The following is a 26,078-nucleotide window of genomic DNA, read 5'->3' on the forward strand; positions in this document are numbered from 1 at the left end:
GCGGGCGGTCCAGGATGGAGCCATGCTGCTCGCGGAGCTCGCCCGGACGTCCCGGGAGGTGGCGGCCACGTCCGCCCGGTCGGAGAAGGTGGCGGCGCTGGCCCGGCTGCTGCGTACCGCGGAGCCCGACGAGGCGCCCGTGGTGATCACGTACCTGGCGGGGCGGCTGCCCCAGCGGCGCACCGGGGTGGGCTGGAGCACCCTGCGGGAGCGGCGGGAGCCCGCACCGGCGCCCCGGCTGACGGTGCACAAGGTCCACGGGACGCTCGACCGGATCGCCGCGGTCACCGGCAAGGGGGCGGCGGCCGAACGCAAGCGGCTGGTGGCGGAGCTCATGGGCGCGGCCACGGAGGAGGAACAGGCGTTCCTGCTGGGGCTGATCGGCGGGGAGCTGCGGCAAGGGGCGCTCGACGCGCTCGCGGTCGAGGCACTCGCCGTGGCGGCGGAGGCGCCCCCGGGGGACGTGCGGCGCGCGGTGATGCTGGGCGGTTCCCTGGGCGCCGTCGCGCGGGCGCTGCTGGCCGGGGGGCCGGAGGCGCTCTCGGCGTTCCGGCTGGAGGTCGGGCGGCCGGTGCAGCCGATGCTCGCGCAGACCGCGAAGGACGTGGACGAGGCCCTGGACCGGCTGGGCCCGTGCGCGCTGGAGGAGAAGCTGGACGGCATCCGCGTCCAGGTGCACCGCAAGGGCGAGGACGTGCGCGTGTACACCCGCACGCTGGACGAGATCACCGGCCGGCTGCCGGAAGTCGTGTCCGCCGCGCGGGAGTTGGCCGTGGCGGAGGCCGTGCTCGACGGCGAGGTCATCTCCTTCGGCGAGGACGGCCGCCCCCGCGCCTTCCAGGAGACCTCCTCCCGGGTGGGCTCGCGGCTGGACGTCGAGGCCGCCCGGGAGTCGCTGCCCCTGGCACCGGTCTTCTTCGACCTGCTGTCGGTCGACGGCCGCGACCTGCTGGACCTGTCCACCGCCGAGCGCCACGAGGAACTGGCCCGGGTCGCCCCCGCGCCGCGCAGGGTGCGCCGACTGGTGGCCGCCGACCCGGGCGACCCGGCCACCCGGCAGGCGGCCCGCGACTTCGCGGAGCAGGTGCTGGAGCGGGGCCACGAGGGAATCGTGGCCAAGGCGCTCGACGCCCCGTACAGCGCCGGGCGGCGCGGGGCGGCCTGGCTCAAGGTCAAGCCGGTGCACACCCTCGACCTGGTGGTCCTCGCCGCCGAGTGGGGCCACGGCCGCCGCACCGGCAAGCTGTCCAACCTCCACCTCGGCGCCCGCCGCCCCGACGGCACCTTCGCGATGCTGGGCAAGACCTTCAAGGGCCTGACCGACGCCATGCTCGCCTGGCAGACCGAGCGCCTGCGGGAACTGGCCGTGAGCGACGACGGGTGGGTGGTCCGGGTCCGCCCGGAACTCGTCGTGGAGATCGCCTTCGACGGCCTGCAGCGCTCCACCCGCTACCCAGCGGGCGTCACGCTCCGCTTCGCCCGCGTCCTGCGCTACCGCGAGGACAAGACGGCCGCCGAGGCGGACACCGTCGACACGGTGCTGGCCCTGCGGCCCTGAGCGGGGGCCCGGCGCGGTCGGGGTGATCGCGGGGGGCCGGGATCGCCCGTGCCGTCAGGCGGTGGCGCCGCGGGAAGCCGCGCCGTCCGACGCGGCCGGTGCCGTGATCGGCGGGGCTCACACCGTCCGCCTCGCTTCGCACAGGGTGGCCACCAGGGCGAGCCGCTCCACCAGTTCGTCGAGGGCTGCGTCCACCGCCTCCCGCTGGGCGCGGCTCAGCCGGGGCAGCGGGGTCCGCTCGCCGTCCGAGGCGGACGCTTCGAGGGCCTCCTCGGCGTGGCCCGGCTCCCGGTCGGGCTCCGGCAGGTCCTCCCGGGTACGGTCGGGGGTCGCCTGGGCGGTGCCGAGGTCGCCGCCGCTGCCGAAGCCGGTCCGTCCGGTCAGCTCGAACTGCACGTGTTCTCCAGGATCTCGTGTGCCCGCAGCCCCGGTCGGGCCGGACCCATGCGGGCCTGTGACCGGTCCGCGCCCAGGATCCCGGCGAGTACGCCCGGACGCGAGAGCCGCGGCCCGGGGCCGGACAACGGCATTCCAGGCCGCCCCCAGGTCGTACGGTGCGTGGTCACCTCATGCTAGGCAGGGCTTCCGGTCCCGGACCTTTCCCAAAGGAATCGATGACCAAGAGTTCCGCCCCGGTTAACCCGCACATCGGGCCGGGCACCGCTCCGCGCCAAGCTCCCGGAAGCCGAGGTCACCGCTCACCGGGCCCTCCCCCGGGAAGTCGCGCCGCGAACGCGGCGTAGGCCGCGTCGTCGAAGAGGACGAAGCGGACCTCCTCGACCTCGGTGTCCGTGTCCTGGACGGTGGCGACGGCGATGCGCGCGGCGTCCTCGACGGGCCAGCGGTAGACGCCGGTGGAGATCGCGGGGAAGGCGACCGTCTTCGCGCCGACCTCGTCGGCGATCCGCAGCGCCTCGCGGTGGCAGGAGGCGAGCAGCTCGGAGCGGTCCTCGCCGGTGCTGTGGACGGGGCCGACGGTGTGGATCACCCAGCGGGCCGGGAGCCGACCGGCCGTGGTGGCGACGGCCTGTCCGGTCGGCAGGCCGCGCCCGTACCGCGAGGCGCGCAGCGCACGGCACTCCTCGAGGATCTCCGGGCCGCCGCGGCGGTGGATGGCGCCGTCGACGCCGCCGCCCCCGAGCAGCGAGGAGTTGGCGGCGTTGACGACGGCGTCGACGGACTGCTGCGTGATGTCGCCCCGGACGAGGGTGATGCGTGCCATACCCGTGATCCTGCCACCGCGAGGTGCCCGGGCGCCCGGCCGTTCCCGCCGGGTCACCAGTCGCAGGGCACCCGCAGGTCGAGCAGTGAGTCGCAGAACTCCGCGGCGGGCTTCGGCCAGCCCTCGCGGTGCCAGTGCGCGATGCGCCAGCCCAGCCGTTTGGGCCACAGCGGCAGGTGCCGCAGGTCGTCGACGGGGACCCAGACGGGGGCGGCGGCCTCCTCCAGGTCGAGGGAGGAGCGGGGGCCGATCTCGCCGTGCGCCTCGACGAGGAAGTAGTGCCCGGGGTGCGAGCCGCGGTGCACCCGGTTCACCCGGGCGATCTCCTGCCCGACGGTGCCGCTCAGCCCGGTCTCCTCCGCGAGTTCGCGCAGGACGGCCGCCTCGGGGGTCTCCCCCGGCTCGACCCCGCCGCCGGGGATCTCGTAGTAGTCGCCGCGCCGGTGGCGGTAGCGGATCAGCAGCATGCGCCCGTCGCGGACGATCACCGCGCCGGCCCGGGTCCGCTTGGGCGGCCGGCCGAGCGGGTCCTCCAGTACGAGGCGGCCCCGCCACCAGGGCGGGCCGTCCCAGGACCGCAGGATGGCCTCCCACACCGTCCAGGGCGCGAGCGGCAGGTGCAAGGCCTCGGACCTGCTGAGCAGCCGGGTGGGCGGGGGGCCGGACGGCAGTGGCACGGCGGCCCGGTAGTACAGATGGGTGCCGCCGGTCGCGCGGACCTCCAGGCAGGGCCGCAGGTCCGTCCTGACGTCGACGCCGAGGCCGTCGCGGGCCGCCGCGCGGGCGGTCTCCGCGGGGTCGCCGCGAGGCGGGACGGGGGCCTGCGGCAGGCTCAAGTCGCTGTGTACGGCGAGGCGTTGGTCGTGGAAGAGGATCACTCCCGCATGCAGTGAGGACATCCCGCCGACGCTAGCAGCGCCCGCTGTCCGGGCCCCGCGATTATTCCGGGACATTGCCCTGCGCTCCCCGGCGCGGGTTGCGGCGGCCGTCTGGTGGTCGGCCCCCGCTCGTCGCACCCTGGAGGGGAGGAGGCGAGCTGACATGACACGTCCGGTCGGTATTGACCTCGGCACCACCAATTCGGTGGTCTGCGCTCTGGAGGGCGGTGAGCCCACCGTCATCACCAACACGGAAGGGGCACGGACCACACCTTCGGTGGTGGCCTTCAGCAAGGGCGGCGAGGTCCTCGTCGGCGAGATCGCCAAGCGCCAGGCCGTGACCAACGTGGAGCGGACCGCCCGCTCGGCCAAGCGGCACATGGGCGACCCCGACTGGCGGTTCCCCGATTCCGGCACCATCGACGGCAAGCGCTACACGGCCCAGGAGATCTCGGCCCGGGTGCTGCAGAAGCTGAAGCGGGACGCGGAGGCGTACCTGGGCGAGGACGTCACGGACGCGGTGATCACGGTGCCCGCGTACTTCGACGACGTCCAGCGCACCGCGACCAAGGAGGCCGGGGAGATCGCCGGCCTGAACGTGCTGCGGATCATCAACGAGCCCACGGCCGCGGCCCTGGCGTACGGCCTGGACAAGGAGAACGACCAGACGATCCTCGTCTTCGACCTGGGCGGCGGCACCTTCGACGTCTCCCTGCTGGACATCGGCGAGGGCGTGGTGGAGGTCAAGGCCACCAACGGCGACACGGAGCTGGGCGGCGACGACTGGGACCAGCGGGTCGTCGACCACCTCGTGGAGCGCTTCAAGAACGCGTACGGGCTGGACCTGGCCAAGGACAAGATGGCGCTGCAGCGGCTGCGCGAGGCGGCCGAGCGGGCGAAGATCGAGCTGTCCTCGTCCACCGAGACGACGATCAACCTGCCCTACATCACGGCCTCCGCCGAGGGCCCGCTGCACCTGGACGAGAAGCTCACCCGCGCCCAGTTCCAGCAGCTGACCGCGGACCTGCTGGAGCGCTGCAAGGGTCCCTTCCACCAGGCGGTCAAGGACGCGCGGATCAACGTCGCCGACGTCGACCACGTGATCCTGGTGGGCGGTTCGACCCGGATGCCGGCGGTGACGGAGCTGGTGAAGTCGCTGACCGGCAAGGAGCCGCACAAGGGCGTCAACCCGGACGAGGTCGTGGCGATCGGCGCCAGCCTCCAGGCCGGGGTGCTCAAGGGCGAGGTCAAGGACGTCCTGCTGCTGGACGTCACCCCGCTGTCCCTCGGCATCGAGACCAAGGGCGGCATCATGACCAAGCTGATCGAGCGCAACACGACCATCCCCACGAGGCGCTCGGAGATCTTCACGACGGCCGAGGACAACCAGCCGTCGGTGCAGATCCAGGTCTACCAGGGCGAGCGCGAGATCGCGGCGTACAACAAGAAGCTCGGGGTGTTCGAGCTGACCGGTCTGCCGCCGGCCCCGCGCGGCATCCCGCAGATCGAGGTCTCCTTCGACATCGACGCCAACGGCATCATGCACGTGACGGCGAAGGACCTCGGCACCGGCAAGGAACAGAAGATGACCGTGACCGGCGGCTCCGGGCTGCCGAAGAGCGACATCGACCGCATGATGCGCGAGGCCGAGCAGTACGCGGAGGAGGACCACAAGCGCCGTGAGGAGGCCGAGACCCGCAACAACGCGGAGAGCCTGGTCTACTCCACCGAGAAGCTGCTGCGGGACAACCCCGACAAGGTCCCGGGCGACCTGAAGTCGGAGGTCGAGTCGGCGGTGGCGGACCTGAAGGAGCAACTGAAGGGCGAGGACTCCGCCGGCATCCGCCGGGCGACCGAGCGGCTGACCGCCTCGGCGCAGAAGATCGGCACGGCGATGTACGCCCAGGCCCAGGCGGAACGGTCCGCGGCGGGCGAGGGCGGGGCCCCGCACGCGGCGCCGCCGGAGGGCGACGAGGACGTGGTGGACGCCGAGATCGTCGACGACGACAAGCGGGAGGGAGGCACGGGGTGAACCGGGCCGGTCCGCCTCCGGGCGGCGGGCTGCGCGCGCGGCTCGTCGAACGCACGGCGGACCTGCAACGGCTCAAGGCCGAGTACGACAACTACCGCAAGCGCGTGCACCGGGACCGGCTGGCGGTGCGGGAGATCGCCGTCGCGAACGTGCTGCACGGACTGCTGCCGGTGCTGGACGCCGTCGACCGGGCGCGGGAGCTGGGCGAGGTGACCGGTGGCTTCCGCGCCGTGGTCGAGGTGCTGGAGGTGCGGCTGGCGGAGCTCGGCCTGCGGTCGTTCGGCGAGCCCGGGGATCCCTTCGACCCGGTGCGTCACGAGGCGGTCGGCTCGTCGGGCGCCTACGGCGCGGACCGCCTCGTCTGCGGCACCGTCGTACGGTCCGGCTACCGGGTCGGCGCGCACCTGCTGCGCCCCGCGGAGGTGGTGGTCACCGGACCTGCGGGGGCACCGGCCCGGGTGCACCCTGGAGGCATGGAGACAACCCACAAGGTCGACGTGGCCCCGCTCGGGGCCGACCACCGTTACCGCAGGGTGCACATCCGGGGTGTGGGCTGGGAGCAGTTGGAGCGGGAGGAGTTCGAGCTGCGGGTGCGCGGGACCTTCCCGGACATCGACGTGTCGGACCCGGATCAGGTGCACTGGGCCGACCACCCCGGCGAGTGGCCGGACTGGCAGCCGGGCGAGGCCTGAGCGCGGCGGTCCGGGGGCGGTCCGGCCGCTGCTCGGCGGTGGTTCAGCGGGCGCCGGCGTCCAGGAGCGCGGCGATCCGCTCGACGGCGAAGGCGTAGCCCTGGACGCCGCAGCCCGCGATCACGGCGTCGGCCCGCGCCGAGACGTAGCTGTGGTGCCGGAACGCCTCGCGCTGGTGGATGTTGGAGATGTGGACCTCCATCACGGGCAGGCCGTCGCAGGCGTTGAGGGCGTCCAGGATCGCCACCGAGGTGTGGGAGTAGGCGCCGGGGTTGATCACGATGCCCGCGTGGTGCTCGCGGGCCTCGTGGATCCAGTCGATCAGCTGCCCCTCGTGGTTGCTCTGCCGGCAGTCGGCGGTCCCCCCGAGCCGCGCCGCCGTCGCGGCGCACAGGGCCTCGACGTCGGCGAGGCTCTCGGAGCCGTAGATCTCGGGCTGCCGCCGGCCGAGCAGGTTGAGGTTGGGACCGTTGAGGACCATGATCGGCGCGCTCGCGAGGGTGCGGGTCATGGCCCCAAGGTCTACCACGTGATCACCCGAAGCTGACGGCGGCGTCCATCTCCCAGACCAGCACCTCGGCGCCCTCGGCGCCGGCGGTGAGCCGCTGGCCCTCGGCCCCGGTGACGCGCACGGCGTCGCCCTTGGCGAGCAGCCCGGCGCCCTCGACGGCGACCTCGCCCTTGGCGACGTACAGGTGCACCAGGGGGGCGGTGGGCAGGGCCAGGGTCTGCTGCGGCGTCATGCGCGCGGCCTGCAGCGCGGCGTGCTTCTGGGCGATGGAGATGGCCCGCTCCTCGCGGTCGCGGTCCATGCCGGAGGCGACGGTGACCCAGCCACCGCGGGCGAGTTCGTCGTTGATGTCGAGCTGCTCGTACCCCGGCTTGATGCCCTGCTCGTCGGGGAAGACCCACATCTGCACGAAGTGCACGGGGTCCTTGTGCTCGGGCGCGCCGGTCAGCTTCCAGCTGTCGTTCTTCTCGCTGTGCAGGATGCCGGTGCCCGCGCTCATCCGCTGGGCGAGGCCCGGGTAGATGACGCCGTTGTGGCCCTCGGAGTCCTGGTGGACCAGGCCGCCGTCGAGCACCCAGGTGACGATCTCCATGTCCCGGTGCGGGTGGGTGTCGAAGCCGGTGCCGGGGGCGACGACGTCGTCGTTGGAGACCAGCAGCAGACCGAAGTGGGTGTTCTTCGGGTCGTAGTGGTGGCTGAAGGAGAAGCAGTGGTGCGAGTCGAGCCAGCCAGCGCGGGTGTGGAACCGCTGGCCGGCGCGGCGGACATCCAGCTGGGTGGCCATCGGGGATCTCCTTCTGCGGGGTGTGTCTCTGTCGCCCAACCTAACATGTTGAATCTCGAACTATATTCCTTGGATGCCGTAGCTCCGCAGCTTGCGGTAGACCGTGGCCCGCGCGATGCCCAGCGCCTTCGCCGCCCGCGCCTTGTTGCCGCCGTGGGTGCGCAGCGCCTCCAGGATCGCGTCCCGCTCGGCCCGCTCCAGGCTGCCCAGACGGCGGCCGCCGGCGCCGCCGCGCACGGCGTCCGGCAGCTCCTCCGGGCGCACCGGACCGCTCAGCCGGCGCTCGTCCGCGAGGGTCCTGACGACCGTCGCCAGCTCGGCGACGTTGCCCGGCCAGGTGTGCCGCTCCAGGGTGCGCCGGGCCTCGACGGTCCAGGTCAGCGGGGGGTGGCCGGGAGCCGGTCGCGGGCTGAGGGCGGCGAGCAGCACCGGGAGGTCCTCGGGGCGCTCGCGCAGCGGCGGTACGGACAGCGAGCGCGCCGCCAGCCGGCCCAGCAGGCGGTCCAGGCACGGGTCCGACCGGTCCCCGGGGGTGTGGGTGGCGGTCAGCCGCAGGAAGGGGCGCTGTTCGAGGAGCGCCACCAGCGCGGCCGCGGCACCGGCGTCCAGCGCCTCGACGTGGCGGACGAGGACCCGGCCCGGGTCGGGGCGCACGGCGAGCCGCCGCACCCAGTCACGGGCGGCCGCACCGGTCACCTGCGCCGCGTCCAGCTCCACGTCGCCGGCCCGGACGGCGCGGGCCAGCGTCGTCTTGCCGGTGCCGGGCTCCCCCGTCACCAGCAGCGGTCCCTGCTCGCCCCCGAGCCGCACCGCGCGGGCCACCGCGGCGCGCCAGGGCAGTGACGCGCCCACGAGCCCCGGCAGCCTCGGCTCGGGGACCGCCGGCGGCCCGCCGGAGCCCTCCGCCGCCGCGGACAGGACGGCGACGGCGCCGATGACCTCGCCGGAGTCCAGGACGGGGTCGAGCCGGGCCCGCCAGCCGCCGTCCGGCAGGGGCAGCTCGTACCCCTCGGTCCGGCCGTCGCGGACCATGCCGCCCGCCCGGCGCTCCAGCAGCGCGAGTGACTCGTCGGACAGCCGCCGCGCGGCCTCGGCGCTCACGATCCGCGTCCTGCCGTCGGCCGCGACGACCGCCCGGCCGTTCGGCCGCTCGCGCAGGTACGCGCCGAGCAGCAGCTCTTCAGGGGATGTATCGGATTGAGACACGCCGGCGGTCTCCCTCTGATCCACGATCGGTTCGTTGCCATTTCAATTATCCGTCAAGGAGCCGCGTTGATGGAGACCGTCGAGACCGACGTGCTGATCGTGGGCAGTGGGCCGGCCGGGGCGAGCGCCGCGCTCGCGCTCAGCACGTACGGGGTGCCGAACATCGTCGTCACGCGCTACGACAGGCTGGCCGACACCCCTCGGGCCCACATCACCAACCAGCGCACCATGGAGGTGCTGCGCGACCTCGGCGTCGAGCAGGAGGTCGTCGCCAAGGCCACTCCCCAGCATCTGATGGGGAACACCGTCTTCTGCACCAGCCTCGCGGGCGAGGAACTGGGGCGCCTGCGCTCATGGGGCAACGACCCGCTGGTGCAGGCCGCGCACGACCTGGCCAGCCCGAGCCGCATGTGCGACATGCCGCAGAACTGGATGGAGCCGGTGCTGGTCGAGGCGGCCGTGGCACGCGGCACCCGGCTGCGCTACGGCACCGTCTACAAGTCCTTCGAGCAGGACGCCGACGGCGTGACCGCCGTGGTGGAGGACCGGCTGCGCGGCGACGAGTACGCCATCCGCGCCAAGTACCTGATCGGCGCCGACGGCGGACGCAGCAAGGTCGCCGAGGACGCCGGGCTGCCCATGGGCGGCAAGATGGGCGTGGCGGGCAGCGTCAACATCGTCTTCGAGGCCGACCTGTCCCGGTACGTCGCCCACCGCCCCAGCACCCTGTACTGGGTGCTCACCCCCGGCGCGACCGTGGGCGGCATCGGCGCGGGCCTGGTGCGCTGCGTGCGGCCGTGGAACGAGTGGCTGATCGTGTGGGGCTACGACGTCGAGGGCGCGCCCCCGGACCTCACCGAGGAGTACGCCCTGTCGGTGGTCCGGCAGCTCGTCGGCGACGACGACATCCCGGTGACCATCCGCTCGTCGTCGGCGTGGACGGTCAACGAGATGTACGCCGAGACGTACTCCCACGGCCGGGTCTTCTGCGCCGGCGACGCCACCCACCGGCACCCGCCGTCCAACGGGCTCGGCTCCAACACCTCCATCCAGGACGCGTACAACCTGGCCTGGAAGCTGAAGCTGGTCCTGGACGGCACCGCCGCGCCCTCGCTGCTGGACACCTACACCGCCGAGCGGGCGCCCGTCGGCAAGCAGATCGTCACCCGCGCCAACAAGTCGATCGGCGAGACCGCCCCGGTCTTCGACGCGCTGGACCTGCTCGCCCCGCAGAGCCCCGAGCAGCTGATCGCCAACATGGAGTCCCGCAAGGACGCGACCCCGGCCGGCGAGAAGCGGCGCGCACATCTGCGCGAGGCGATCGACTTCAAGCGGTACGAGTTCAACGCGCACGGCGTGGAGCTCAACCAGCGCTACGCCTCGGCCGCGGTCGTCCCGGACGGCACCGCCGACCCGGGCTTCGACCGCGATCCCGAGCTGTACCACCAGCCGAGCAGCCGCCCCGGCGCCAAGCTGCCGCACGCGTGGCTGACGGCGGGCACCCGCACGCTGTCCACCCTCGACCTCGGCGGCGGGGGCCGGTTCGCGCTGCTGACCGGCATCGGCGGCGAGGCCTGGGTGGCGGCGGCCCGCGCGGCGGGCGCCGAGCTGGGGCTGGACATCGCGACCGCGGTGATCGGCCCCGGCCGGGAGTACGAGGACCCGTACGGCGACTGGGCGCGGGTGCGCGGCATCGGTGACACGGGCGCGCTGCTGGTCCGGCCGGACCTGTACGTGGCCTTCCGGCGCGCCGACGCGGCCGCCGACGACGCCGAGGCGCGGGCCGTGCTCGGCTCCGCGCTGCGGCGCATCCTGGGACGGGACTGACGAGGAGAGAGCATGGACTTCACCGAACAGAGCGCGACGCCGGCCGTCGTGGAGAGCTTCGCGCGGACGCCCGACCCGCGGCTGCGGGAGGTCCTGGGCAGTCTGACCCGGCACCTCCACGACTTCGTCCGGGACGTCGAGCCGACGATGGAGGAGTGGGAGGCGGCGATCGGCTTCCTCACCCGCACCGGCCAGGCGTGCACCGACACACGGCAGGAGTTCATCCTCCTGTCCGACGTGCTCGGGGTGTCGATGCTGGTCGAGACGATCAACCAGCGGAAGTCGGCCGGGGAGGGGGCCACCGACTCCACCGTGCTGGGCCCGTTCCACATGGTCGACTCCCCCGCGCGGGAGTTCGGCGACGCGATCGACATGATCGGCTCGGGTGAGCCCTGCGTGGTTACCGGGCGCGTGGTCTCCGTGGACGGCACACCTCTGCCGGGCGCCACGGTGGATGTCTGGCAGGCCGACGACCAGGGCTTCTACGACGTCCAGCAGCCGGGCGAACAGCCCCAGGGCAACGGGCGCGGGCTGTTCGAGGCCGACGGGGAGGGCCGCTTCCGATTCCGCACCGTCGTGCCCGCGCACTACCCGATCCCGACCGACGGCCCGGTCGGCGGTCTGCTGAACGCCACGGAGCGCCATCCGTACCGGCCCGCGCACATCCACTTCATCGCGGCCGCCGCCGGCCACCAGCCGGTCACCACGCACGTGTTCGTCCAGGACAGCCCCTACCTGGACTCGGACGCGGTCTTCGCCGTGAAGAAGAGCCTGGTCCAGGAGTTCGCCGAGGTGGACGACCCGGAGCGGGCGGCCGGGTACGGGGTTCCCAACCCCTTCCGGCTGGCGACCTTCGACATCGTGCTGCAGCGGTCATGAGCCTGGAGTTCGTCCACGAGGCGCTGCCGATGCGGGTCGTCTTCCGCGCCGGGGCCGCCACCACGGCCGTGGCGGAGGAGACCGGCCGGCTCGGCCTGCGCCGCGTGCTGGTGCTGTCGGGCCGGCACGGTGAGGACACCGCGCGCTCCGTCGCCGCGTCGCTCGGGGCGGTCTGCGTGGGCGTCCACCCGGGCGCGGTGATGCACGTGCCGGTGAAGGTGGCCGACGAGGCCGTCGCGGTGGCGCGGGGCCTGGACGCCGACGGGCTGGTCGCGGTCGGCGGCGGTTCCGCGGTCGGCCTGGGCAAGGCGGTCGCGCTGCGCACCGGGCTGCCGCTGCTGGCCGTGCCGACGACGTACTCGGGCTCCGAGATGACCCCGGTCTGGGGCCTGACGGAGGACGGCGTCAAGCGCACCGGCCGCGACCGCCGCGTCCTGCCGCGCAGCGTCGTCTACGACCCGGAGCTCACCCTGTCGATGCCGCCGGCGCTGTCCGGCACCAGCGGCGTCAACGCCCTCGCCCACGCCGTCGAGGCGCTGTACGCCCCCGACGCCACCCCGATCGTGTCGCTGATGGCCGAGGAAGGGGTGCGCGCCCTGGCGGACGCGCTGCCCCGTGTGGTCGCCGACCCGGGCGGCCTCGACGCGCGCGGTCACGCCCTGTACGGGGCCTGGCTGTGCGGGGCGTGCCTCGGGGCCACCACGATGGGCCTGCACCACAAGCTGGCCCATGTGCTCGGCGGCGCCTTCGACCTGCCGCACTCCGCGACGCACACAGTGCTGCTGCCGTACGTCCTCGCCTTCAACGCCCAGGCCGCCCCGGCCGCGACGGCCGCGCTCAGCCGGGCGCTGGGGACCGAGGACCCGGCACGCGCACTGTGGGAGCTGGGCGGGCGGCTCGGCGCACCGCGCTCGCTGGCCGAGGTCGGTCTGCCGGCCGACGGCATCGGCCGCGTCGTGGAACTGGTGGGCGCGGCCTCGTACGCCAACCCGCGCCCGGCGGACGCGGACGAGCTGCGCGCGCTGCTGACGGCGGCGTACCAGGGGGCGGCGCCGACGGGCTGACCGCCCGGCTCCGGGAGCGCGGGTGCGGTCGCGGGGCGGCCGGGCGCGGGGCGGCCGGGCGCGGGGCGGCGGTCTTCCACGACCGGCCCGAGCCTGCGCCCCGTCGGGGCCCGCACCGGCACCCCAACGGTGTCCGACGGGAACGTCCGCGAACGGGCCCTGCGGATTCCGGCGGGGGCATTCCCCCTGCACACGCGAACACCTTTGCGCTTTTCGGTCGTGCGCCCGAGCGCATTCCCCGGCAGCAGTCCCGGAATTCCCGGCGGAACCCGCGTTCCGCCGGTGCGCGGGAATCCCTCAGCCCCGGCGCCGCGTCTCCCGGTCCGGCGCCGCGGGCGGCCCGCCGCCGTAGTCCAGCCGCTCCGCCGTCCTCACCAGCCGTTCGAGTGCGGCACCGTCCCGCGGCCCGCCGAGCAGGGCACGGCGGGCCCGCGCCACAACGCCGTACAGGCGTACGGAAAACAGGCGTTTCGCGCTCCAAAACGCCATCCCCCGCCACCCCTTCCGCCGGTTAGAAATATCTACCAAGGTTGAGCGTATGAGAAATGCGGCACCGAAACAGGCAATGGAGTGGCTGGCCGCCGCCGCGGCGGATCCGCGGGCGTGCAAACGGGAATGGGAACACGGCGAGAGCGGGACCGTCCTGCTGCCCGCCGGGCGCTTCTGGGACGTGCTCAGCGTGCCCGAGGACCTCGGCCTGCTGGCCCTCGACGCCCTGCTGCGCCTCCCCCGCACGGAGCCCGGGCCCACCCTCGCCGACACGGCCTCCCGCCGGGTCGGCTTCTTCCTCCCGCCGGACCCCGTCAGCAGATGGGTGGGCACCGGAATCCGCTACGCCGGCAGGGGCGCCTGGATCGCCGTCCCGCCCCCGTACCGGGCCGCGGGGGCCCTGCGGTGGCTGGTGCCCCCCGACGGAACGGGCACCCTGCACACCCCTACCGTGGTGGAACTGGCCCTGTTCCAGGCAGCAGTTGCGGCAGACTGCCGCCGCTGAAGGAGGCCACGCGCGGTACGTCCGGCCCCGCGGAGCCGGGGACGGCGCGCCCGTGGGCCCGCCAGTCGGCGAGGAGTTCCGTGTAGATCGGCGGATCCATCCAATAGGCGCCGGTGAGTTCGGCGAAGGTCCGGTGGTGGTCCGGGTGGCCCTGGAGGAGGCATCCACGGGTCGAGGATGAGCTGCTGTCCATGTCCCCTTGCAACGCGGCTCGTGCGCCGGTGGTACGTCCGGAGCGGGCAGCGCCACTGGAACGAGTGAGCGCGCCCCCCTCGTTAGGGGCCTTCCTCTCACCCTCTGACCCTCTCATCGTCTCATCGTCACGCGACGGGAGGTCCCGGCAGCCCGAGCGCGTGGGCGAGCAGCGGCCACGCCGTCGCGAACTCCTGTCGCCAGTAAGCCCATTCGTGTCGGCCGCCCTCGTAGTAGTGCGTCGTCACCGGGATGTCACGGAGTTCCAGCGCGGTGGCGAAGACATGCGTGGCGGGCCACAGGGTGCTCTCCAGCACCTCCGGGAGCAGCTCGGTGCCGCCGCCTACGGCCGGGGCGGCGGCGCCGCTTCCGCAGGACACGTACAGCGCGGTGCCGCGCAGCCCTCCCGCGCGCGCCGTGGGGTTGAAGGACCGCCAGGTGTCCCACCGGTCCACGGGGTCGCCCCACAGGGACCCGGGGCAGAGGCTCTCGCGGAGCAGGAGGGCGTCGAGGGCGGTGGGCACCCCGGCGAAGGTGGTGTCCAGGACGCCGCTGAAGGAGGCGGCGGCGCGGAACGCCCCCGGGTGGCGGGCGGCGTGGGCCATGGCGCCGTGGCCGCCGGTCGAGACGCCCGCCACGGCCCGTACGCCGGAGGCCCGGTAGTCGCGGCGCAGCAGCCCGTCGATTTCGCCCAGCTGGAAGGTCTCGTAGTCGGAGCCATCGAGCCAGTGGCTGGACAGGCCCGCGGGGCCGCAGTCCGGCATGGCGAGGATGAGGCCGCCGCCCTCGGTGAGCCGCTCGACGCCCGCCTGCCGGCTCCAGGCGGTGTGGTCCTCGTGCGGCCCGTGCAGCAGGTACAGCACCGGCCAGGTGCGCCCGGGCGCACGCGCGAAGTCCGTGGGCAGGACGATCCGCACCGCCGCCGGGCGGCCGAGCGCCGCCGAGGCGACCGTCAGGTCCCAGGTGCGTGCGTCGACGCGGGTCGCGGCGGCCACCTCGGCGGCGGTCCCTCCGGGCGCGCGTGCGGTGCTGGGGGTCATGGGGTGGCTCCTCACAGGAGTGCGCGGCGGGGGCGCGCACGGACCGGGCACACTCCCTTTACCCGGGGTAACGGACGGCGGCCGGAAGTGGTTCAACGGCCGCCTCGGTTCCCCGCGACGCGCCGCAGGCCCGCGATGCGCCGGGGGCGAAGTCCGGTGACCGACCGGTAGGTTCGGTGCCCGGAGACCTCACCCCGGGGGCCGGAACCGACGAGGGAGCACACACGCATGACCTGGTTGCTGTACGGAGCCACGGGCTACACCGGCCGCCTCGTCGCACGGGAGGCCGTGGCCCGCGGGGAACGCCCGGTGCTCGCGGGCCGGTCGGCCCCCGCGCTGGCCCCGCTCGCGGCCGAACTGGGCCTGGACCACCGGGTGGTCGGCCTCGGCGACGCGGCGGCGTTGCGCGCGGCGCTCGCGGACGTGGACGCCGTGGCCCACTGCGCCGGGCCCTTCTCCGCGACGGCGCTGCCGATGGCCGAGGCGTGCCTGGACACCGGCACGCACTACCTCGACATCACCGGCGAGATCGACGTCCTCGAGGCGCTGCACGCGATGAGCGCCCGGGCCCGCGCGGCGGGCGTGGTCCTGCTGCCCGGGGCGGGGTTCGACGTCGTCCCCACCGACTGCCTCGCCGCGACCGTCGCCGCCGCGCTGCCCACCGCCACCCACCTGGACATCGCCTTCGTGGCCGGCGGGGGCGCGAGCCCCGGCACGGCGCGCTCCGCGCTCGAGGCGCTCGACAAGGGCGCCGGCGGCCGCGCCCGCGTCGACGGGGTGATCCGCGACGTCCCGCTCGGGCACCCCCGGGTGACCGCGTCCTTCCGCACCGGCCGGCGCCAGGTCGCCGGCATCGCCTGGGGCGACGTCAGCACGGCCTACCATTCGACCGGCATCCCCAACATCTCGACGTACACCTGGCTGCCGGGCGCCCCGCTGGTGGCACGCGTGCTCGGGGTCGGACCGGTACGGCGGCTGGCCCGCGCGGGGGTCGACCGTTTCCTGACGGGCCCCGGCGAGCGCGCGCGGGCGCGCACCCGTTCCCAGGTGTGGGCCCGCGCCCGCGACGCGCACGGCGGTGAGGCCCAGGCGGCACTGTCGGCCCCCAACGGCTACGCCCTGATCGTCGATTCGGTGCTGCGCATCGTGACCCGGCTGCCGCGGCTCCCGCACGGCACCCAGACCCCCTCCTCGGCCCTCGGCGCCGACTTCGTCCTGGAACTGGACGGAGTACACCGGGGCGGACCCCACGTCAGCTGATCCACCTACGACAGGCGCACCGCCCAGGCCCGCGCCGGCCGAAGCTCCCGCTACGACGGACCCGCCGCCGCGGGACGCGGTCGCCGAGGCCGACCCGCGCCGCGGTCGGCCGGTCCCTGAAGGCCACGGCGGAAGGGCGCCACCACGCGCCCACTCCCGCGACCGGGCGCACGCACCCGCGCCAGGCACAGCGGCAAGGTCCGGGCGACGCTCGGCCTCCGACGGCCCTGCGGTGACTCGGAACCGCAGCCCGCGACCCTGCCGCCGGAGCCGCCCCACCGGTCCGCGACCGGGCCACCCGCGCCGGCCGAGTCTCCCGCTACGACGGATTCGCCGCCGAGGCGCGCGCCGTGGCGGCGGTGGCCGCCGCCACCGCCCAGCCCTCCAGGCTCGTGACGAAGTGCCCGGCGCAGTCGGGCCAGTGCAGCCCGCCGCGGGCGGCAGCGTGGCCGCGGGCGCCCATCGCGCGGCGCAGTTCCGGGTCGTCGCGCAGCCGTCGGACCGCGTCCGCGGCAGCCGCGGGATCCCCGAAGGGGACGAGGAGGCCGCAGTCGTGCCCGCGGACCAGCTCGGCGGCGAGGGGGTTGGGGGTGCTCACGACGGGGATGCCGTAGGCCATGTACTCGACGACCTTGGTGGGCCGCGAGTGGCGGTAGTTCGCCTCGTCGCGCAGCAGCGACACCCCGGCGAGGGCGCCGCGCAGCCGGCCCAGGGCCGCGTCGTTGGGCAGGAAACCGTGCCAGCGCAGCGCGCCGTCGCGGTCGGCCGCCGCCAGCAGTGCGCGGACGTCGCCGTCGGCGGCGCCGATGAGCTCCACATGGACGTCCGGGGCCAGCAGCCGTGCCATGGCGACCAGTTCCTCGGCGCCGCGGGCCCGGGACAGCTGCCCGAGGTAGACCACGCGGTCGTCGCCCGGCGCCGGCGGGGGGTCCGTGGGAACGGTGACCAGGTTCGGCACCACGGGGTGCGCGCGGCGGAAGCGCCGCTGGTAGGCGTCCTCGGCGAGCAGCAGGTGCAGATGCCGCTCGGCGGCGAGTTCGGCCGCGCGGACCACGAGACGCAGCGGCGGGCGCAGTGGCCGCGGCACCCAGCCCTTCATGGTGAGGGCGGCCGCGGTGTCCTCGTGCACGTCCCACACCACGGCCGGCCGCCGGGTGCCGGTGCGGTGCCAGTGCCGCAGCGCGCGCGGCAGGGCGAGCAGCAGTTCGGGGTCGTGGAGCAGGACGGCGTCGACGGTGGACCCGCGCCGCACCAGCAGGCGCCGGGCCGCACGGACGGCCGCACGCCGGTCCCGTCCGGTGGCCCGGGGCAGGTCGACGCCCTCGACCCCGGGGCGGGGCGGGGTCGCCCGCGCGGTGAAGGGCGCGGCGTAGGTGACGGTGTGGCCGTGGGCCATGAGGGCGGCTATCTGACGGTGCAGGATGCGCGCGTCCTCGGGGTGGTGCACGACGGTGACGACCAGTACGTGCATCACAGCACCTCGACGTCCGGCCGGAAGATGCGTCCGCGCGTGTCGAACAGCAGGCGGGCCCGGTCCGCCACCACCTGGAGGTCGTAGGCGCTGTGGTCCTGCAGGAGGACCGTCAGGTCGTGCTCTGGCAGGGCGGCGGCCAGGTCGCCGGCCCGGGGGACGGGCTCGCCGTCGACCTCCCAGGCCTCCACGAACGGGTCGTGGAAGGAGATCCCCGTGCCGAGCCGGCGCAGCAGCCGCGCCACGGGGACGGCGGGGCTCTCGCGCCGGTCGGCGATGTCGGGCTTGTAGGTGACGCCGAGCAGCAGCACCCGTGAGCCGTGCAGCGCCTTCCCGGCCGTGTTGAGCAGGTCCTGCGCCCGGCGCACCACGTACTCAGGCATCCGGTGGTTGATCTCCCGGGCGAGTTCGACGAAGCGGAACTCGTAGCCGAGCGTGCGGACCTTGTACGACAGGTAGTTGGGGTCGATCGGGATGCAGTGGCCGCCCACGCCCGCGCCGGGCCGGAAGGCCTGGAAGCCGAAGGGCTTGGTGGCGGCGCAGTCGATGACGTTCCAGATGTCCACGCCCAGTTCGCGGCAGAGGATGGCCAGTTCGTTGACGAGCGCGATGTTGACGTGGCGGTAGGTGTTCTCCAGCAGCTTGGCCATCTCGGCCTCGCGGGTGCCCTTGGCCCGCACGACGGTGTCGACGAGCTTGCCGTAGAACGCGACGGCGCGCGCCGCGCACCCGGGGGTGTGCCCGCCGACGATCTTCGGGGTGTCACGGAAGCCGTGGGTCCGGTTGCCCGGGTCGATCCGCTCTGGCGAGAAGGCGAGGGCGAAGTCCACCCCGGCGCGCAGCCCCGAGCCCGCCTCGAGCAGGGGCCGGACGACCTCGTCGGTGGTACCGGGGTAGGTCGTCGACTCCAGCACGACCAGGACGCCGGGGCGCAGCCGCGCGGCGACCGCCTCGGCGGCTCCGGTGACCGCGGTCAGGTCGGGCCCGCCGTCCTCGGACAGCGGGGTGGGGACGCAGATGACGATGGCCTGGGCCTCCCCCAGGCACTCCTGGCCGGTGGTCGCGGTGAACCCGGAGGCCAGCATGCGGCGCAGGTCGTCGTCGCGGACGTCGTCCACGTGCGAGCGGCCGGAGTTGAGGGCGTCCACCACCGCGGGGTCCAGATCGTGTCCCACGACGCTCAGTCCCACCGCCGCCGCCTCCCTGGCGAGGGGCAGCCCGACGTATCCGAGGCCTACGACTGCGAGCTCCACCGTCATGCCGCACCATCCAGAGCGCTATACGGCCCCCAGACCGCGGTAGGCGTCGCGCGTCCGCGCCGCGATGTGGGCCCACGTACGGTCGCGGGCCACTCGTGCGCGGGCGGCGTCGCCCATCATCCGCCGTTGATTTGGACTATAGAGCAATATTTCGAGCGCATCTGCCCAGGCATTTACGTCTCCTGACGGAATTAGCCGTCCGTTCACCTGGTCTTCGACCAGCTCCCCCATCGCCGTGACATCACTTGCTGCGAGGGGAAGACCGCTCGCCATCGCCTCCACCGGCTTGAGAGGGGTCACGAGATGGCACACCCGCTCTCCCGTCCGGGGCACCGCGAAGACGTCCAGCACGGCATGGTGGGCGCGCACCTCGGCGTACGGCACACGGCCCGTGAACAGGGCGCTCCCGCCGAGGCCGAGCCCGGCCGCCTGCCGCTCCAGCGCGGGCCGCTGCGGGCCGTCCCCCACGATCAGCAGGCGCAGCGGCACCCCCCGGCGGCGCAGTACGGCCCCGGCGCGCAGCAGGGTGCCGATGCCCTCGTGGGGCGTGAGCGTGGAGACCGTTCCCACGACCATCTCGTCCGGGCCGATGCCGAGACGGGTGCGCAGGTCACCGGGGTCGGGCAGCGGCTGCAGGAAGACGTCGTCCACGGCGTTGGGCACGACCCGCACCCGTTCCTCGGGGACCCCCCGGGAGACGATCTCCGCCTTCATGGCCTCGCCGAGGGTGAGCACCAGGTCGGCGGCCTTCATGCAGTGCGTCTCCAGGGCGCGCCGCTCCCGGTACGACGCGCTGTCACGGTCACGCCCGGGTCCCTGCGTCAGCCAGGTCTCCTCCAGGAAGCCGCGCACCTCGTAGACGACCGGCAGGCCGAACGATTCGCGCAGTGCGAGCGCCACTCGGCCGTTCGGGTGATCGGTGGCCGCGTGCAGGACCGCGGGGCGGAGCCGTTCGACGAGCCGGGCGGCGAGCTCGGCGTTGCGGGCGAGGGCGGCCGCGGACGTCCCCGGCATCCGCGCCGGCAGCAGGCGGTGGTACGGCACCCCGTCCACGACCTGCGCCGGCCGTCCGTCCCAGACGCCCTGCGCCACGGGGAAGCCCAGCCGTGTGACGACCTGCGGGTCCAGGCCCGCCTGCCGCTGGGCGCGCGCGATGGCGTGCGTCCTGACGGTGTAGCCGGCGTTGCGGTACGGCAGGGAGTTGGTGACCAGGTGCAGCACCCGCCCCGGCACCGCCGTCCCCGGCACGCCCGCCGGGGCGGGCACCCCCCGCGGCCCGTACGCGGTGGCACCGCCGCGTACGCGGTGCGGATCGCGCTCGGGCAGCCGGGCCAGCGCCCACCGGGCGGGCCGCCGGGCCGGCCCCGGGGCGACCCTCAGGGCAAGGGACGCCGCGCGCACCGGGTCGTCCCGCAGATGACGGACTGCCACGGAGGCGGCGAGAATCAAGGCACGAAGAGTACGACGACGCACAATCCCACCCTAAGCACGGCAAGTGAACGGGAGGCACCGTGCTCGGCTCGGTAGTCCACGTGGTCGGCGCCCGGCCCAACTTCGTCAAGGCCGCCCCGGTCGTCGCCGCGCTGCGCGAGGCCGGGCAGCCGCAGTCGGTGGTGCACACCGGACAGCACTACGACGAGCGCATGTCGCACGTCTTCTTCCGGGAGCTCGGCCTGCCCGAGCCGGACGTGGACCTCGGCGTCGGCTCCGGCAGCCACGCCCGGCAGACCGCCGCCCTGCTGACCGCCCTGGAGGACGAGCTGTCGGCCCGGGCGCCCGCCCTGGTCACGGTCTACGGGGACGTCAACTCCACGCTCGCCGCCGCCCTGGTCGCCGCCAAACTGGGGCTGCCCGTGGCGCACGTCGAGGCGGGCCTGCGCAGCTTCGACATGACGATGCCGGAGGAGGTGAACCGGCGGCTGACCGACCAGCTCGCCGACCTGCTCTTCGTCACCAGCCCGGAGGCGGTGGGGCATCTGGCGGACGAGGGCGTGGACACCGCCCGGGTGCACTTCGTCGGCAACCCGATGATCGACACCCTGATGGCCCACCTGCCGCGGTTCGACCCGGAGGCCGCCCGCGCCGCCCACGGGCTGCCCGGGCGCTACGGCGTCGTCACGCTGCACCGTCCCGCCAACGTCGACGACCCGGCCTCCGCGGCCGCCGCCGTGGCGGCTCTGCGCGAGGCGGCGGAGCACCTGGAGCTGGCGGTCCCGCTGCACCCGCGCGGGCGGGCCGCGCTGGAGGCGGCGGGGCTCGGCGACACGCCCGGCATCCGGATCCTGGAGCCGCTCGGCTACCTGGAGTTCATGGGGCTGCTGCGGGGCGCCGCCGCGGTGGTCACCGACTCGGGCGGGGTGCAGGAGGAGACCACCGTCCTGGGCGTGCCCTGCCTGACGCTGCGGCCGAACACCGAGCGGCCCGTGACGGTCACCCACGGCACCAACCGCCTGGTGGCCCCCGACGGGCTGGTCCCGGCCCTGCTCAAGGCGCTGGACGGCGAAGCCCGCGCCCCCGAGGGCCCCCCGCTGTGGGACGGCCGCTCGGGGCCCCGCATCGCCCGCGTCATCACCGAGTGGCTGGACCACCATGTCTGAGCCGCGCCTGGACGACCCCCTCGCGTACTGGGACAACCGCCACCGCGAGCACGACGACCTCGCCTCCGGCGGCCACATCGGCCTCGACCGGCCGGGCAACGAGATCTTCTACGCGCTGCGCTTCGCGGGGGTGCTGCGCATCACCGGCGACTCCGAACGCGCCAACGACCCGCTGCTCGTACTCGACGCGGGCTGCGGCAAGGGCCACTTCGCCCGGGCCCTGGCCCGCTGCGGCCACCTCGTCGACGCGATCGACGCCAGCCCCTCGGCGGTGGACCACGGCCGCGCGCTCGGCGGCGGCCCCCGCTACGCGGTGGCGGAGCTGTCGGCGTGGCGCAGCCCGTGGCTGTACGACGTGGTGCTCGCCGTGGACGTGCTCTTCCACGTGCTCGGCGACACCGCCTGGCGGGCCGCGCTGGTCAACCTCGCCTCCCTCGTCCGGCTGACCGGCCGGCTGGTCGTCACCGACGAGGACGCGCCCGGGCGCGTGGCGCGCGGCGACTACATCCTGCACCGCCCTGCGGCCGAGTACCGCGCCGCCGTCGAACCGCTCGGACTGCGGTACGGCGGCTTCACGCCGTACGGTTTCCGGGAGAACAGGGTCGGTTTCCACGTCTTCACGAGGACCTCCTGATGCGCCTGCTCGATCTGCTCCACCCGCACCTGGACGGGGTGACCGAGGTCGTCGACGCGACCGGCGGCGGCATCCCGCTCGAGCCGTACCTGCACCTGCCGGGCGGCGTCCGGCTGTGCCCCCCGCAGGCCGGTGGCCAGGACCCGGTCGGCGAGGGACGGCTGGCCCTGCTCAGTTACGGCCCCGACCCCACCCGGCACGGCGACGAGGACGCGTGCCTCGCGGCGCTGCGGCGCATGCGCCCTGGCGGCAAGGGCCTGATCGTGTTCGGCCACGCCGGTGCCGAACTGCCGTACCACCGGCTGCTCGACGCCCTGGTGGCGCACCGCTGCCAGGTGCTGCGGGCGGCCGGCCTGGACTACCTGCACCTGCACGGCGGCGCGGTGTTCACCTGCACCGAGGCGCTGCTGCCGCTCCTGGACCCGGCCGGGCGGCCCGTGCCCGGCGGGGAGAGCACCGCGCTGCGGGTGGCCGGCGAGTACGTGCTGGCGGAGTTCGTCTCGCGTGCCGAGCGGGCGCGGGTGCTGGAGCTGGAGCGGCAGCACGAGGAGGACCAGCGCGCGCTGGAGGCGCTGCAGGACGGCACGGACGGCGAGCGGACGGCGGCCGTGACCCACGAACGCGACCGGCTCGCGGCCGAGCTGCGACGCGCCCGGGAGCGGATCGGGGTGCTGGAGACCCGGGTCGCCATGCTGCAGGGCTCGACCTCGCTGCGGGTCGGCCAGGCACTGGTCTCGGCCGCGCGCTCCCCCTTGCGCGGCTCGACGCGGCTGCCGCGCGAGCTGTACGGGATGTGGCGCGGCCGCGGCAAGGGCGGTCGCCCGGCGGCCGCCCGGCCGGGCGCGCCGGCCGCCGCCTCCCCGGCACCGGGTGGGGGCGGTCCGGCGGCCGACGGACACCTGCACCTGGCCCACCGGGCGTTCACGGCCGGCCCCCGCGACCGGCTGGTCATCGCCGGCGTCCTGGACGCCACGACCGCCGCCGACTTCGCCCACGACGCCGTCGTCAACCGCGTGCTGCCGCACGACGCACGGCAGGTCGCCGAACGCACCGACCCGGACGTGCTCGTCGTACAGCTCAGCGCCTGCCTCGCCGGGCCGTGGGCGCACACCGGCACCGGCACCGCCCCCGACCTGGACCGCCGGCTGGCCGAACTCCTCGCCACCGTCCACGCGCTCGGCCGTACCGCCGTGCTGTGGCGGGACGCCCCCGCCTCCGCCGCGCCGGGGCTGGCCCCGTTCCCCTGGGACGCCGTGCTCGACGGGGACACCGGGGTGCAGCCGGCCCGGCTGGACCCGGCGTCGGTGGACCGCGCAGACCTGCGGGAGATCTTCACCTCCCGGGCTACCCGGGTCCGGCTGTCGGAGCTCGCCCGGATCGCCGGGGCGGCGGACCCGCTGGACGCCCGGCGGGTGGCCGTGCTGGCCGACCCGCGTGACGGAGCCGAGGTGTCACGCCTGGTCGCGCAGGTGATGACGCAGCGGCTCCGCCCCGCCGAGGTGCTGGTGCCCGTTCCCGGGACGGCCTACGCGGAACTCACCGCGGGCGGGGTCACCGTACGGGCCACGGCGGACGGGCCGGGCGCGCCCTGGGTCGCGGACTGGTCGGACCTCGCCGAGGAACGGCCGGCGGTCCACCTGCTGGACCTGATGTGCGCCCAGGAGTGCTCCGGGGCCGACGCGGTGGGCTTCAGCGCGGACACCCCGGGCTTCGTGCCGCACGTCAACGGCTTCCGCCCGGCCCTGCTGCGCAGGACGCTCTGGCCGTCCCCCGGGGCGGCACGGCTGTTCACGATCCGCCCGGAGGAGGTCCGATGACGGGCACGCGCACGGTCAGGGCGATGGTCTACGGGGACGTGGACCTCAACCTCATCGACGGTTCCGCGGTGTGGGCCCAGTCGACGGTGCAGGCGCTGGCGCGGGCCGGCTGCGGGACCCGGCTGGTGCTGAAGGCGCCGGTGCGCACCGGACGGCTGGTCGATCCGCTGGCGCAGCTGCCGGGGGTGTCGGTCGTACCGACCGGGCACGTCCTGTCCCCCGTCCAGGCCTCGCGGGTGCTGCGCGAGCAGGACGAGCGGGAGCCGTGCGACCTGCTGGTGCTGCGCGGTCGCCGGCTGGTGGCGCAGGTCGTCGCCGACGGCGCCTTCGACGGGCGGATCTGGGCGTACCTCACGGACATCCCGCAGTCGGCTGCGCAGATGTCGGACGAGGCGGTCGACGAACTGACCAGGATCGCCGAGGCCTCCCGCTACCTGCTGTGCCAGACCGAGGAGTTGCGCTGCTTCATCGAGGCCTGGGTGCCGGCCGCGTGCGGCAAATGCGTGCTGTACCCGCCGAGCGTGCCCGTCCCGGACTTCGCGGTGCCGGGGCACGACGCGGCGCGCGACCCCGTCCGCATGGTGTACACGGGCAAGTTCGCGCCGCGCTGGAACACCCTGGAGATGACGGAACTGCCGGGCGCGCTGGCCACCCGCGGGATCCGGGCCGAGCTGCACACCGTCGGCGACAAGGTCCACGACGACCCGCGGCACCCCGGCTTCCACGCGGCCATGGAGCGTGCGCTGCGGAGCGCGACCGGCGTGGTGCACCACGGCGGCACCCCCCGCCAGGAGGCCATGCGGATCGCCGCGGGATGCGACCTGGGGCTGGGCTGGCGTCATCCGGAACTGGACGCGAGCCTGGAACTGTCCACGAAGGTGCTGGAGTTCGGGACGCTTGGGCTGCCCGTCGTGCTCAACCGCACCCCCGCGCACGAGGCGCTGCTCGGCGCCGACTACCCGCTGTTCGTCCCCGGCCGCGGCACCCTCGACGACGCGGCGGAGGCGGTCGCCACCGCCGCCCGTTCCCCCGAGGCCTACCGCACGGCCGCCCGGCGCTGCCGCGAGGCCGCCGCGCACTTCTCACTTGACCGGGCCGCCGAACGGCTGCGCGGCCTGGTCGAACGGGCTCTGCCGGCGGCACCGGTCGCGCTCGCCGGACGCGGACGGCCGCTGCGGGTCGTCGTGGCCGGGCACGACCTGAAGTTCTTCACGCGTCTGCTGGACCACCTCCAGGCCCTGCCCGGGGTCGAGGTGCGGGTCGACGCCTGGGAGGCACTGGCCCGGCACGACGCGGCCGCCGGCCGCGAACTCGCCGCCTGGGCCGACGTCGTGGTCGTGGAGTGGTGCGGGCCGGCGGCCGTCTGGTACAGCCGCCACAAGCGGCGCGGCTCCCGCCTGCTGGTGCGCCTCCACCGCTTCGAGCTGTACGCCGGATACCCCGCGCAGGTCGACATCGACGCCGTCGACCGCGTCGTGTGCGTCAGCCCGCACTACAACCGGCTCACGCGGGAACGCACCGGCTGGCCGCAGGAGAAGCTCGTCACCGTCCCCAACTGGGTCGACGACCGGCAGCTGGACCGCCCCAAGGTCCCCGACGCCCGCTACCGCCTCGGCATGATCGGCATCGCGCCCTCGCGCAAGCGGCTCGACCTGGGCCTGGACGTGCTCGAGGCGCTGCGGGCCAGGGACCCGCGGTGGCGGCTGTCGGTGAAGTCCAAGATGCCCTGGGACTACTGGTGGATCTGGAACAAGCCCGAGGAGCGGGCGCACTACGACGCCGTGCTGCGCCGTGTGCAGTCCGGTCCGCTGGAGGACGCCGTGGTCTTCGACGACTTCGGCCCCGACGTGGCGAGCTGGCTGCGGCGCATCGGCTTCGTGCTCTCCACCAGCGACGACGAGAGCTTCCACCTCGCGCCCGCCGAGGGTATGGCCTCCGGCGCGGTACCCGCCCTGCTGCCCTGGCCGGGCGCCGACGCGATCTACGAGCGCCGCTGGATCCACGACTCCCCCTCGGCCATGGCGGACGCGATCGCGGCGCTCGCGGCCGACGGCTGGCAGGAGGCGGGCGAGCAGGCCCGCGACTGGCTGCGCGCGTCCTTCGGGCTCGACACGGTCCGCGCGGCGTGGACGGAGCTGGTCACCGGCTCGGCGCCGTGACG

22 protein-coding genes and 1 pseudogene are annotated in these 26,078 nt (G+C 74.6%); 12 read left to right on the plus strand and 11 right to left on the minus strand.

Translation table 11 applies throughout. The annotated features are described in order from the left end of the window. The first annotated feature begins 22 nt into the window (after window positions 1-22). A complete protein-coding gene (locus OG937_09090; protein WUD71842.1) occupies window positions 23-1,558 on the plus strand; it encodes an ATP-dependent DNA ligase in 1,536 nt (511 codons plus the stop codon). A 117-nt stretch (window positions 1,559-1,675) separates the two neighbouring features. Here the strand turns inward: OG937_09090 and OG937_09095 are convergent, their stop codons facing one another. The 3 genes from OG937_09095 to OG937_09105 all read right to left on the minus strand — a co-directional run bounded on the left by OG937_09095 (window position 1,676) and on the right by OG937_09105 (window position 3,679). Next, the gene (locus OG937_09095) at window positions 1,676-1,954 is read right to left on the minus strand and encodes a hypothetical protein (GenBank protein WUD71843.1); all 279 of its coding nucleotides are present in this window, start codon (window positions 1,952-1,954) and stop codon (window positions 1,676-1,678) included. A gap of 295 nt (window positions 1,955-2,249) precedes the next feature. Next, window positions 2,250-2,780 (minus strand): O-acetyl-ADP-ribose deacetylase, encoded by a 531-nt coding sequence (locus OG937_09100; GenBank protein WUD71844.1) that lies wholly within the window; start codon window positions 2,778-2,780, stop codon window positions 2,250-2,252. A 53-nt stretch (window positions 2,781-2,833) separates the two neighbouring features. Then, window positions 2,834-3,679 carry an NUDIX hydrolase gene (locus OG937_09105; GenBank protein ID WUD71845.1) on the minus strand — a complete coding sequence of 282 codons (846 nt, stop codon included), beginning with the start codon at window positions 3,677-3,679 and terminating at the stop codon, window positions 2,834-2,836. Window positions 3,680-3,821: 142 nt separating this feature from the next. Here OG937_09105 and dnaK point away from each other — a divergent pair, with 142 nt between their 5' ends. Both dnaK and grpE read left to right on the plus strand, forming a co-directional pair. Next, window positions 3,822-5,690, plus strand: a complete 1,869-nt coding sequence (gene dnaK, locus OG937_09110) for a molecular chaperone DnaK (protein WUD71846.1) — start codon at window positions 3,822-3,824, stop codon at window positions 5,688-5,690. 29 nt (window positions 5,691-5,719) lie between these two features. After that, window positions 5,720-6,127, plus strand: a pseudogene (gene grpE, locus OG937_09115) (nucleotide exchange factor GrpE). A gap of 298 nt (window positions 6,128-6,425) precedes the next feature. Here grpE and aroQ read toward each other — a convergent pair. The 3 genes from aroQ to OG937_09130 are packed head-to-tail and all read right to left on the minus strand — an operon-like array spanning window position 6,426 to window position 8,883. After that, window positions 6,426-6,893, minus strand: coding sequence for a type II 3-dehydroquinate dehydratase (gene aroQ / locus OG937_09120; protein WUD71847.1), 468 nt, complete (start codon window positions 6,891-6,893; stop codon window positions 6,426-6,428). Between the two features lie 22 nt (window positions 6,894-6,915). Then, the gene (locus OG937_09125; protein WUD71848.1) at window positions 6,916-7,677 is read right to left on the minus strand and encodes a pirin family protein; all 762 of its coding nucleotides are present in this window, start codon (window positions 7,675-7,677) and stop codon (window positions 6,916-6,918) included. 60 nt (window positions 7,678-7,737) lie between these two features. Further along, window positions 7,738-8,883: a hypothetical protein gene (locus tag OG937_09130; GenBank protein WUD71849.1), complete on the minus strand. Its 1,146-nt coding sequence runs from the start codon at window positions 8,881-8,883 to the stop codon at window positions 7,738-7,740. 66 nt (window positions 8,884-8,949) lie between these two features. On the opposite strand from OG937_09130, the gene OG937_09135 reads away from it, so the two are divergent. The 3 genes from OG937_09135 to OG937_09145 are packed head-to-tail and all read left to right on the plus strand — an operon-like array spanning window position 8,950 to window position 12,653. Then, complete coding sequence (locus OG937_09135; protein ID WUD71850.1) at window positions 8,950-10,710, plus strand: FAD-dependent monooxygenase; 1,761 nt, start codon at window positions 8,950-8,952, stop codon at window positions 10,708-10,710. 12 nt (window positions 10,711-10,722) lie between these two features. Beyond that, window positions 10,723-11,589, plus strand: coding sequence for a 6-chlorohydroxyquinol-1,2-dioxygenase (locus tag OG937_09140; protein ID WUD71851.1), 867 nt, complete (start codon window positions 10,723-10,725; stop codon window positions 11,587-11,589). Then, window positions 11,586-12,653, plus strand: coding sequence for a maleylacetate reductase (locus tag OG937_09145; protein WUD71852.1), 1,068 nt, complete (start codon window positions 11,586-11,588; stop codon window positions 12,651-12,653). Before OG937_09140 ends, OG937_09145 begins: the two co-directional genes overlap by 4 nt. Window positions 12,654-12,950: 297 nt before the next feature. Here OG937_09145 and OG937_09150 read toward each other — a convergent pair whose 3' ends face one another. Next, window positions 12,951-13,142: a hypothetical protein gene (locus tag OG937_09150; protein WUD71853.1), complete on the minus strand. Its 192-nt coding sequence runs from the start codon at window positions 13,140-13,142 to the stop codon at window positions 12,951-12,953. A gap of 49 nt (window positions 13,143-13,191) precedes the next feature. Between OG937_09150 and OG937_09155 the strand changes: the two genes are divergently transcribed. Then, complete coding sequence (locus OG937_09155; GenBank protein ID WUD71854.1) at window positions 13,192-13,647, plus strand: hypothetical protein; 456 nt, start codon at window positions 13,192-13,194, stop codon at window positions 13,645-13,647. Between the two features lie 320 nt (window positions 13,648-13,967). Here OG937_09155 and OG937_09160 read toward each other — a convergent pair whose 3' ends face one another. Next, on the minus strand, window positions 13,968-14,879 hold the full coding sequence (locus OG937_09160) for an esterase family protein (protein ID WUD71855.1): 912 nt from the start codon (window positions 14,877-14,879) through the stop codon (window positions 13,968-13,970). 228 nt (window positions 14,880-15,107) lie between these two features. On the opposite strand from OG937_09160, the gene OG937_09165 reads away from it, so the two are divergent. After that, entirely contained in the window at window positions 15,108-16,139 is a 1,032-nt protein-coding gene (locus OG937_09165; GenBank protein ID WUD71856.1) for a saccharopine dehydrogenase NADP-binding domain-containing protein, read from the plus strand. A gap of 319 nt (window positions 16,140-16,458) precedes the next feature. On the opposite strand, the gene OG937_09170 is transcribed toward OG937_09165, so the two are convergent. The 3 genes from OG937_09170 to OG937_09180 are packed head-to-tail and all read right to left on the minus strand — an operon-like array spanning window position 16,459 to window position 20,318. Next, the gene (locus OG937_09170; GenBank protein WUD71857.1) at window positions 16,459-17,610 is read right to left on the minus strand and encodes a glycosyltransferase; all 1,152 of its coding nucleotides are present in this window, start codon (window positions 17,608-17,610) and stop codon (window positions 16,459-16,461) included. Beyond that, on the minus strand, window positions 17,610-18,869 hold the full coding sequence (locus tag OG937_09175; GenBank protein ID WUD71858.1) for a nucleotide sugar dehydrogenase: 1,260 nt from the start codon (window positions 18,867-18,869) through the stop codon (window positions 17,610-17,612). Before OG937_09175 ends, OG937_09170 begins: the two co-directional genes overlap by 1 nt. An 18-nt stretch (window positions 18,870-18,887) precedes the next feature. After that, on the minus strand, window positions 18,888-20,318 hold the full coding sequence (locus tag OG937_09180) for a glycosyltransferase family 4 protein (protein ID WUD71859.1): 1,431 nt from the start codon (window positions 20,316-20,318) through the stop codon (window positions 18,888-18,890). A gap of 62 nt (window positions 20,319-20,380) precedes the next feature. Here OG937_09180 and wecB point away from each other — a divergent pair, with 62 nt between their 5' ends. The 4 genes from wecB to OG937_09200 are packed head-to-tail and all read left to right on the plus strand — an operon-like array spanning window position 20,381 to window position 26,076. Beyond that, on the plus strand, window positions 20,381-21,466 hold the full coding sequence (gene wecB / locus OG937_09185; protein WUD71860.1) for a UDP-N-acetylglucosamine 2-epimerase (non-hydrolyzing): 1,086 nt from the start codon (window positions 20,381-20,383) through the stop codon (window positions 21,464-21,466). After that, window positions 21,459-22,100 carry a methyltransferase domain-containing protein gene (locus tag OG937_09190; protein WUD71861.1) on the plus strand — a complete coding sequence of 214 codons (642 nt, stop codon included), beginning with the start codon at window positions 21,459-21,461 and terminating at the stop codon, window positions 22,098-22,100. The genes wecB and OG937_09190 overlap by 8 nt, the downstream gene beginning before the upstream one ends. Further along, complete coding sequence (locus OG937_09195) at window positions 22,100-23,917, plus strand: hypothetical protein (protein WUD71862.1); 1,818 nt, start codon at window positions 22,100-22,102, stop codon at window positions 23,915-23,917. The genes OG937_09190 and OG937_09195 overlap by 1 nt, the downstream gene beginning before the upstream one ends. Continuing rightward, window positions 23,914-26,076: a glycosyltransferase family 1 protein gene (locus OG937_09200; protein ID WUD71863.1), complete on the plus strand. Its 2,163-nt coding sequence runs from the start codon at window positions 23,914-23,916 to the stop codon at window positions 26,074-26,076. The genes OG937_09195 and OG937_09200 overlap by 4 nt, the downstream gene beginning before the upstream one ends. The last annotated feature ends 2 nt before the right edge of the window (window positions 26,077-26,078 follow it).

The sequence above is a fragment of the Streptomyces sp. NBC_00510 genome (assembly GCA_036013505.1).
GTDB lineage: Bacteria > Actinomycetota > Actinomycetes > Streptomycetales > Streptomycetaceae > Actinacidiphila.

What these genes read in the sequence shown, in the direction of transcription:
- OG937_09145 (WUD71852.1), top strand. Translation starts at nt 11,586, where the DNA reads ATGAGCCTGGAGTTCGTCCACGAGGCGCTGCCGATGCGGGTCGTCTTC.
- OG937_09195 (WUD71862.1), top strand. Translation starts at nt 22,100, where the DNA reads ATGCGCCTGCTCGATCTGCTCCACCCGCACCTGGACGGGGTGACCGAG.
- OG937_09155 (WUD71854.1), top strand. Translation starts at nt 13,192, where the DNA reads ATGAGAAATGCGGCACCGAAACAGGCAATGGAGTGGCTGGCCGCCGCC.
- OG937_09200 (WUD71863.1), top strand. Translation starts at nt 23,914, where the DNA reads ATGACGGGCACGCGCACGGTCAGGGCGATGGTCTACGGGGACGTGGAC.
- OG937_09105 (WUD71845.1), bottom strand. Translation starts at nt 3,679, where the DNA reads ATGTCCTCACTGCATGCGGGAGTGATCCTCTTCCACGACCAACGCCTC.
- OG937_09150 (WUD71853.1), bottom strand. Translation starts at nt 13,142, where the DNA reads ATGGCGTTTTGGAGCGCGAAACGCCTGTTTTCCGTACGCCTGTACGGC.
- OG937_09100 (WUD71844.1), bottom strand. Translation starts at nt 2,780, where the DNA reads ATGGCACGCATCACCCTCGTCCGGGGCGACATCACGCAGCAGTCCGTC.
- OG937_09190 (WUD71861.1), top strand. Translation starts at nt 21,459, where the DNA reads ATGTCTGAGCCGCGCCTGGACGACCCCCTCGCGTACTGGGACAACCGC.
- OG937_09165 (WUD71856.1), top strand. Translation starts at nt 15,108, where the DNA reads ATGACCTGGTTGCTGTACGGAGCCACGGGCTACACCGGCCGCCTCGTC.
- OG937_09160 (WUD71855.1), bottom strand. Translation starts at nt 14,879, where the DNA reads ATGACCCCCAGCACCGCACGCGCGCCCGGAGGGACCGCCGCCGAGGTG.
- OG937_09125 (WUD71848.1), bottom strand. Translation starts at nt 7,677, where the DNA reads ATGGCCACCCAGCTGGATGTCCGCCGCGCCGGCCAGCGGTTCCACACC.
- OG937_09090 (WUD71842.1), top strand. Translation starts at nt 23, where the DNA reads ATGCTGCTCGCGGAGCTCGCCCGGACGTCCCGGGAGGTGGCGGCCACG.
- OG937_09170 (WUD71857.1), bottom strand. Translation starts at nt 17,610, where the DNA reads ATGCACGTACTGGTCGTCACCGTCGTGCACCACCCCGAGGACGCGCGC.
- aroQ (WUD71847.1), bottom strand. Translation starts at nt 6,893, where the DNA reads ATGACCCGCACCCTCGCGAGCGCGCCGATCATGGTCCTCAACGGTCCC.
- dnaK (WUD71846.1), top strand. Translation starts at nt 3,822, where the DNA reads ATGACACGTCCGGTCGGTATTGACCTCGGCACCACCAATTCGGTGGTC.
- OG937_09140 (WUD71851.1), top strand. Translation starts at nt 10,723, where the DNA reads ATGGACTTCACCGAACAGAGCGCGACGCCGGCCGTCGTGGAGAGCTTC.
- OG937_09175 (WUD71858.1), bottom strand. Translation starts at nt 18,869, where the DNA reads ATGACGGTGGAGCTCGCAGTCGTAGGCCTCGGATACGTCGGGCTGCCC.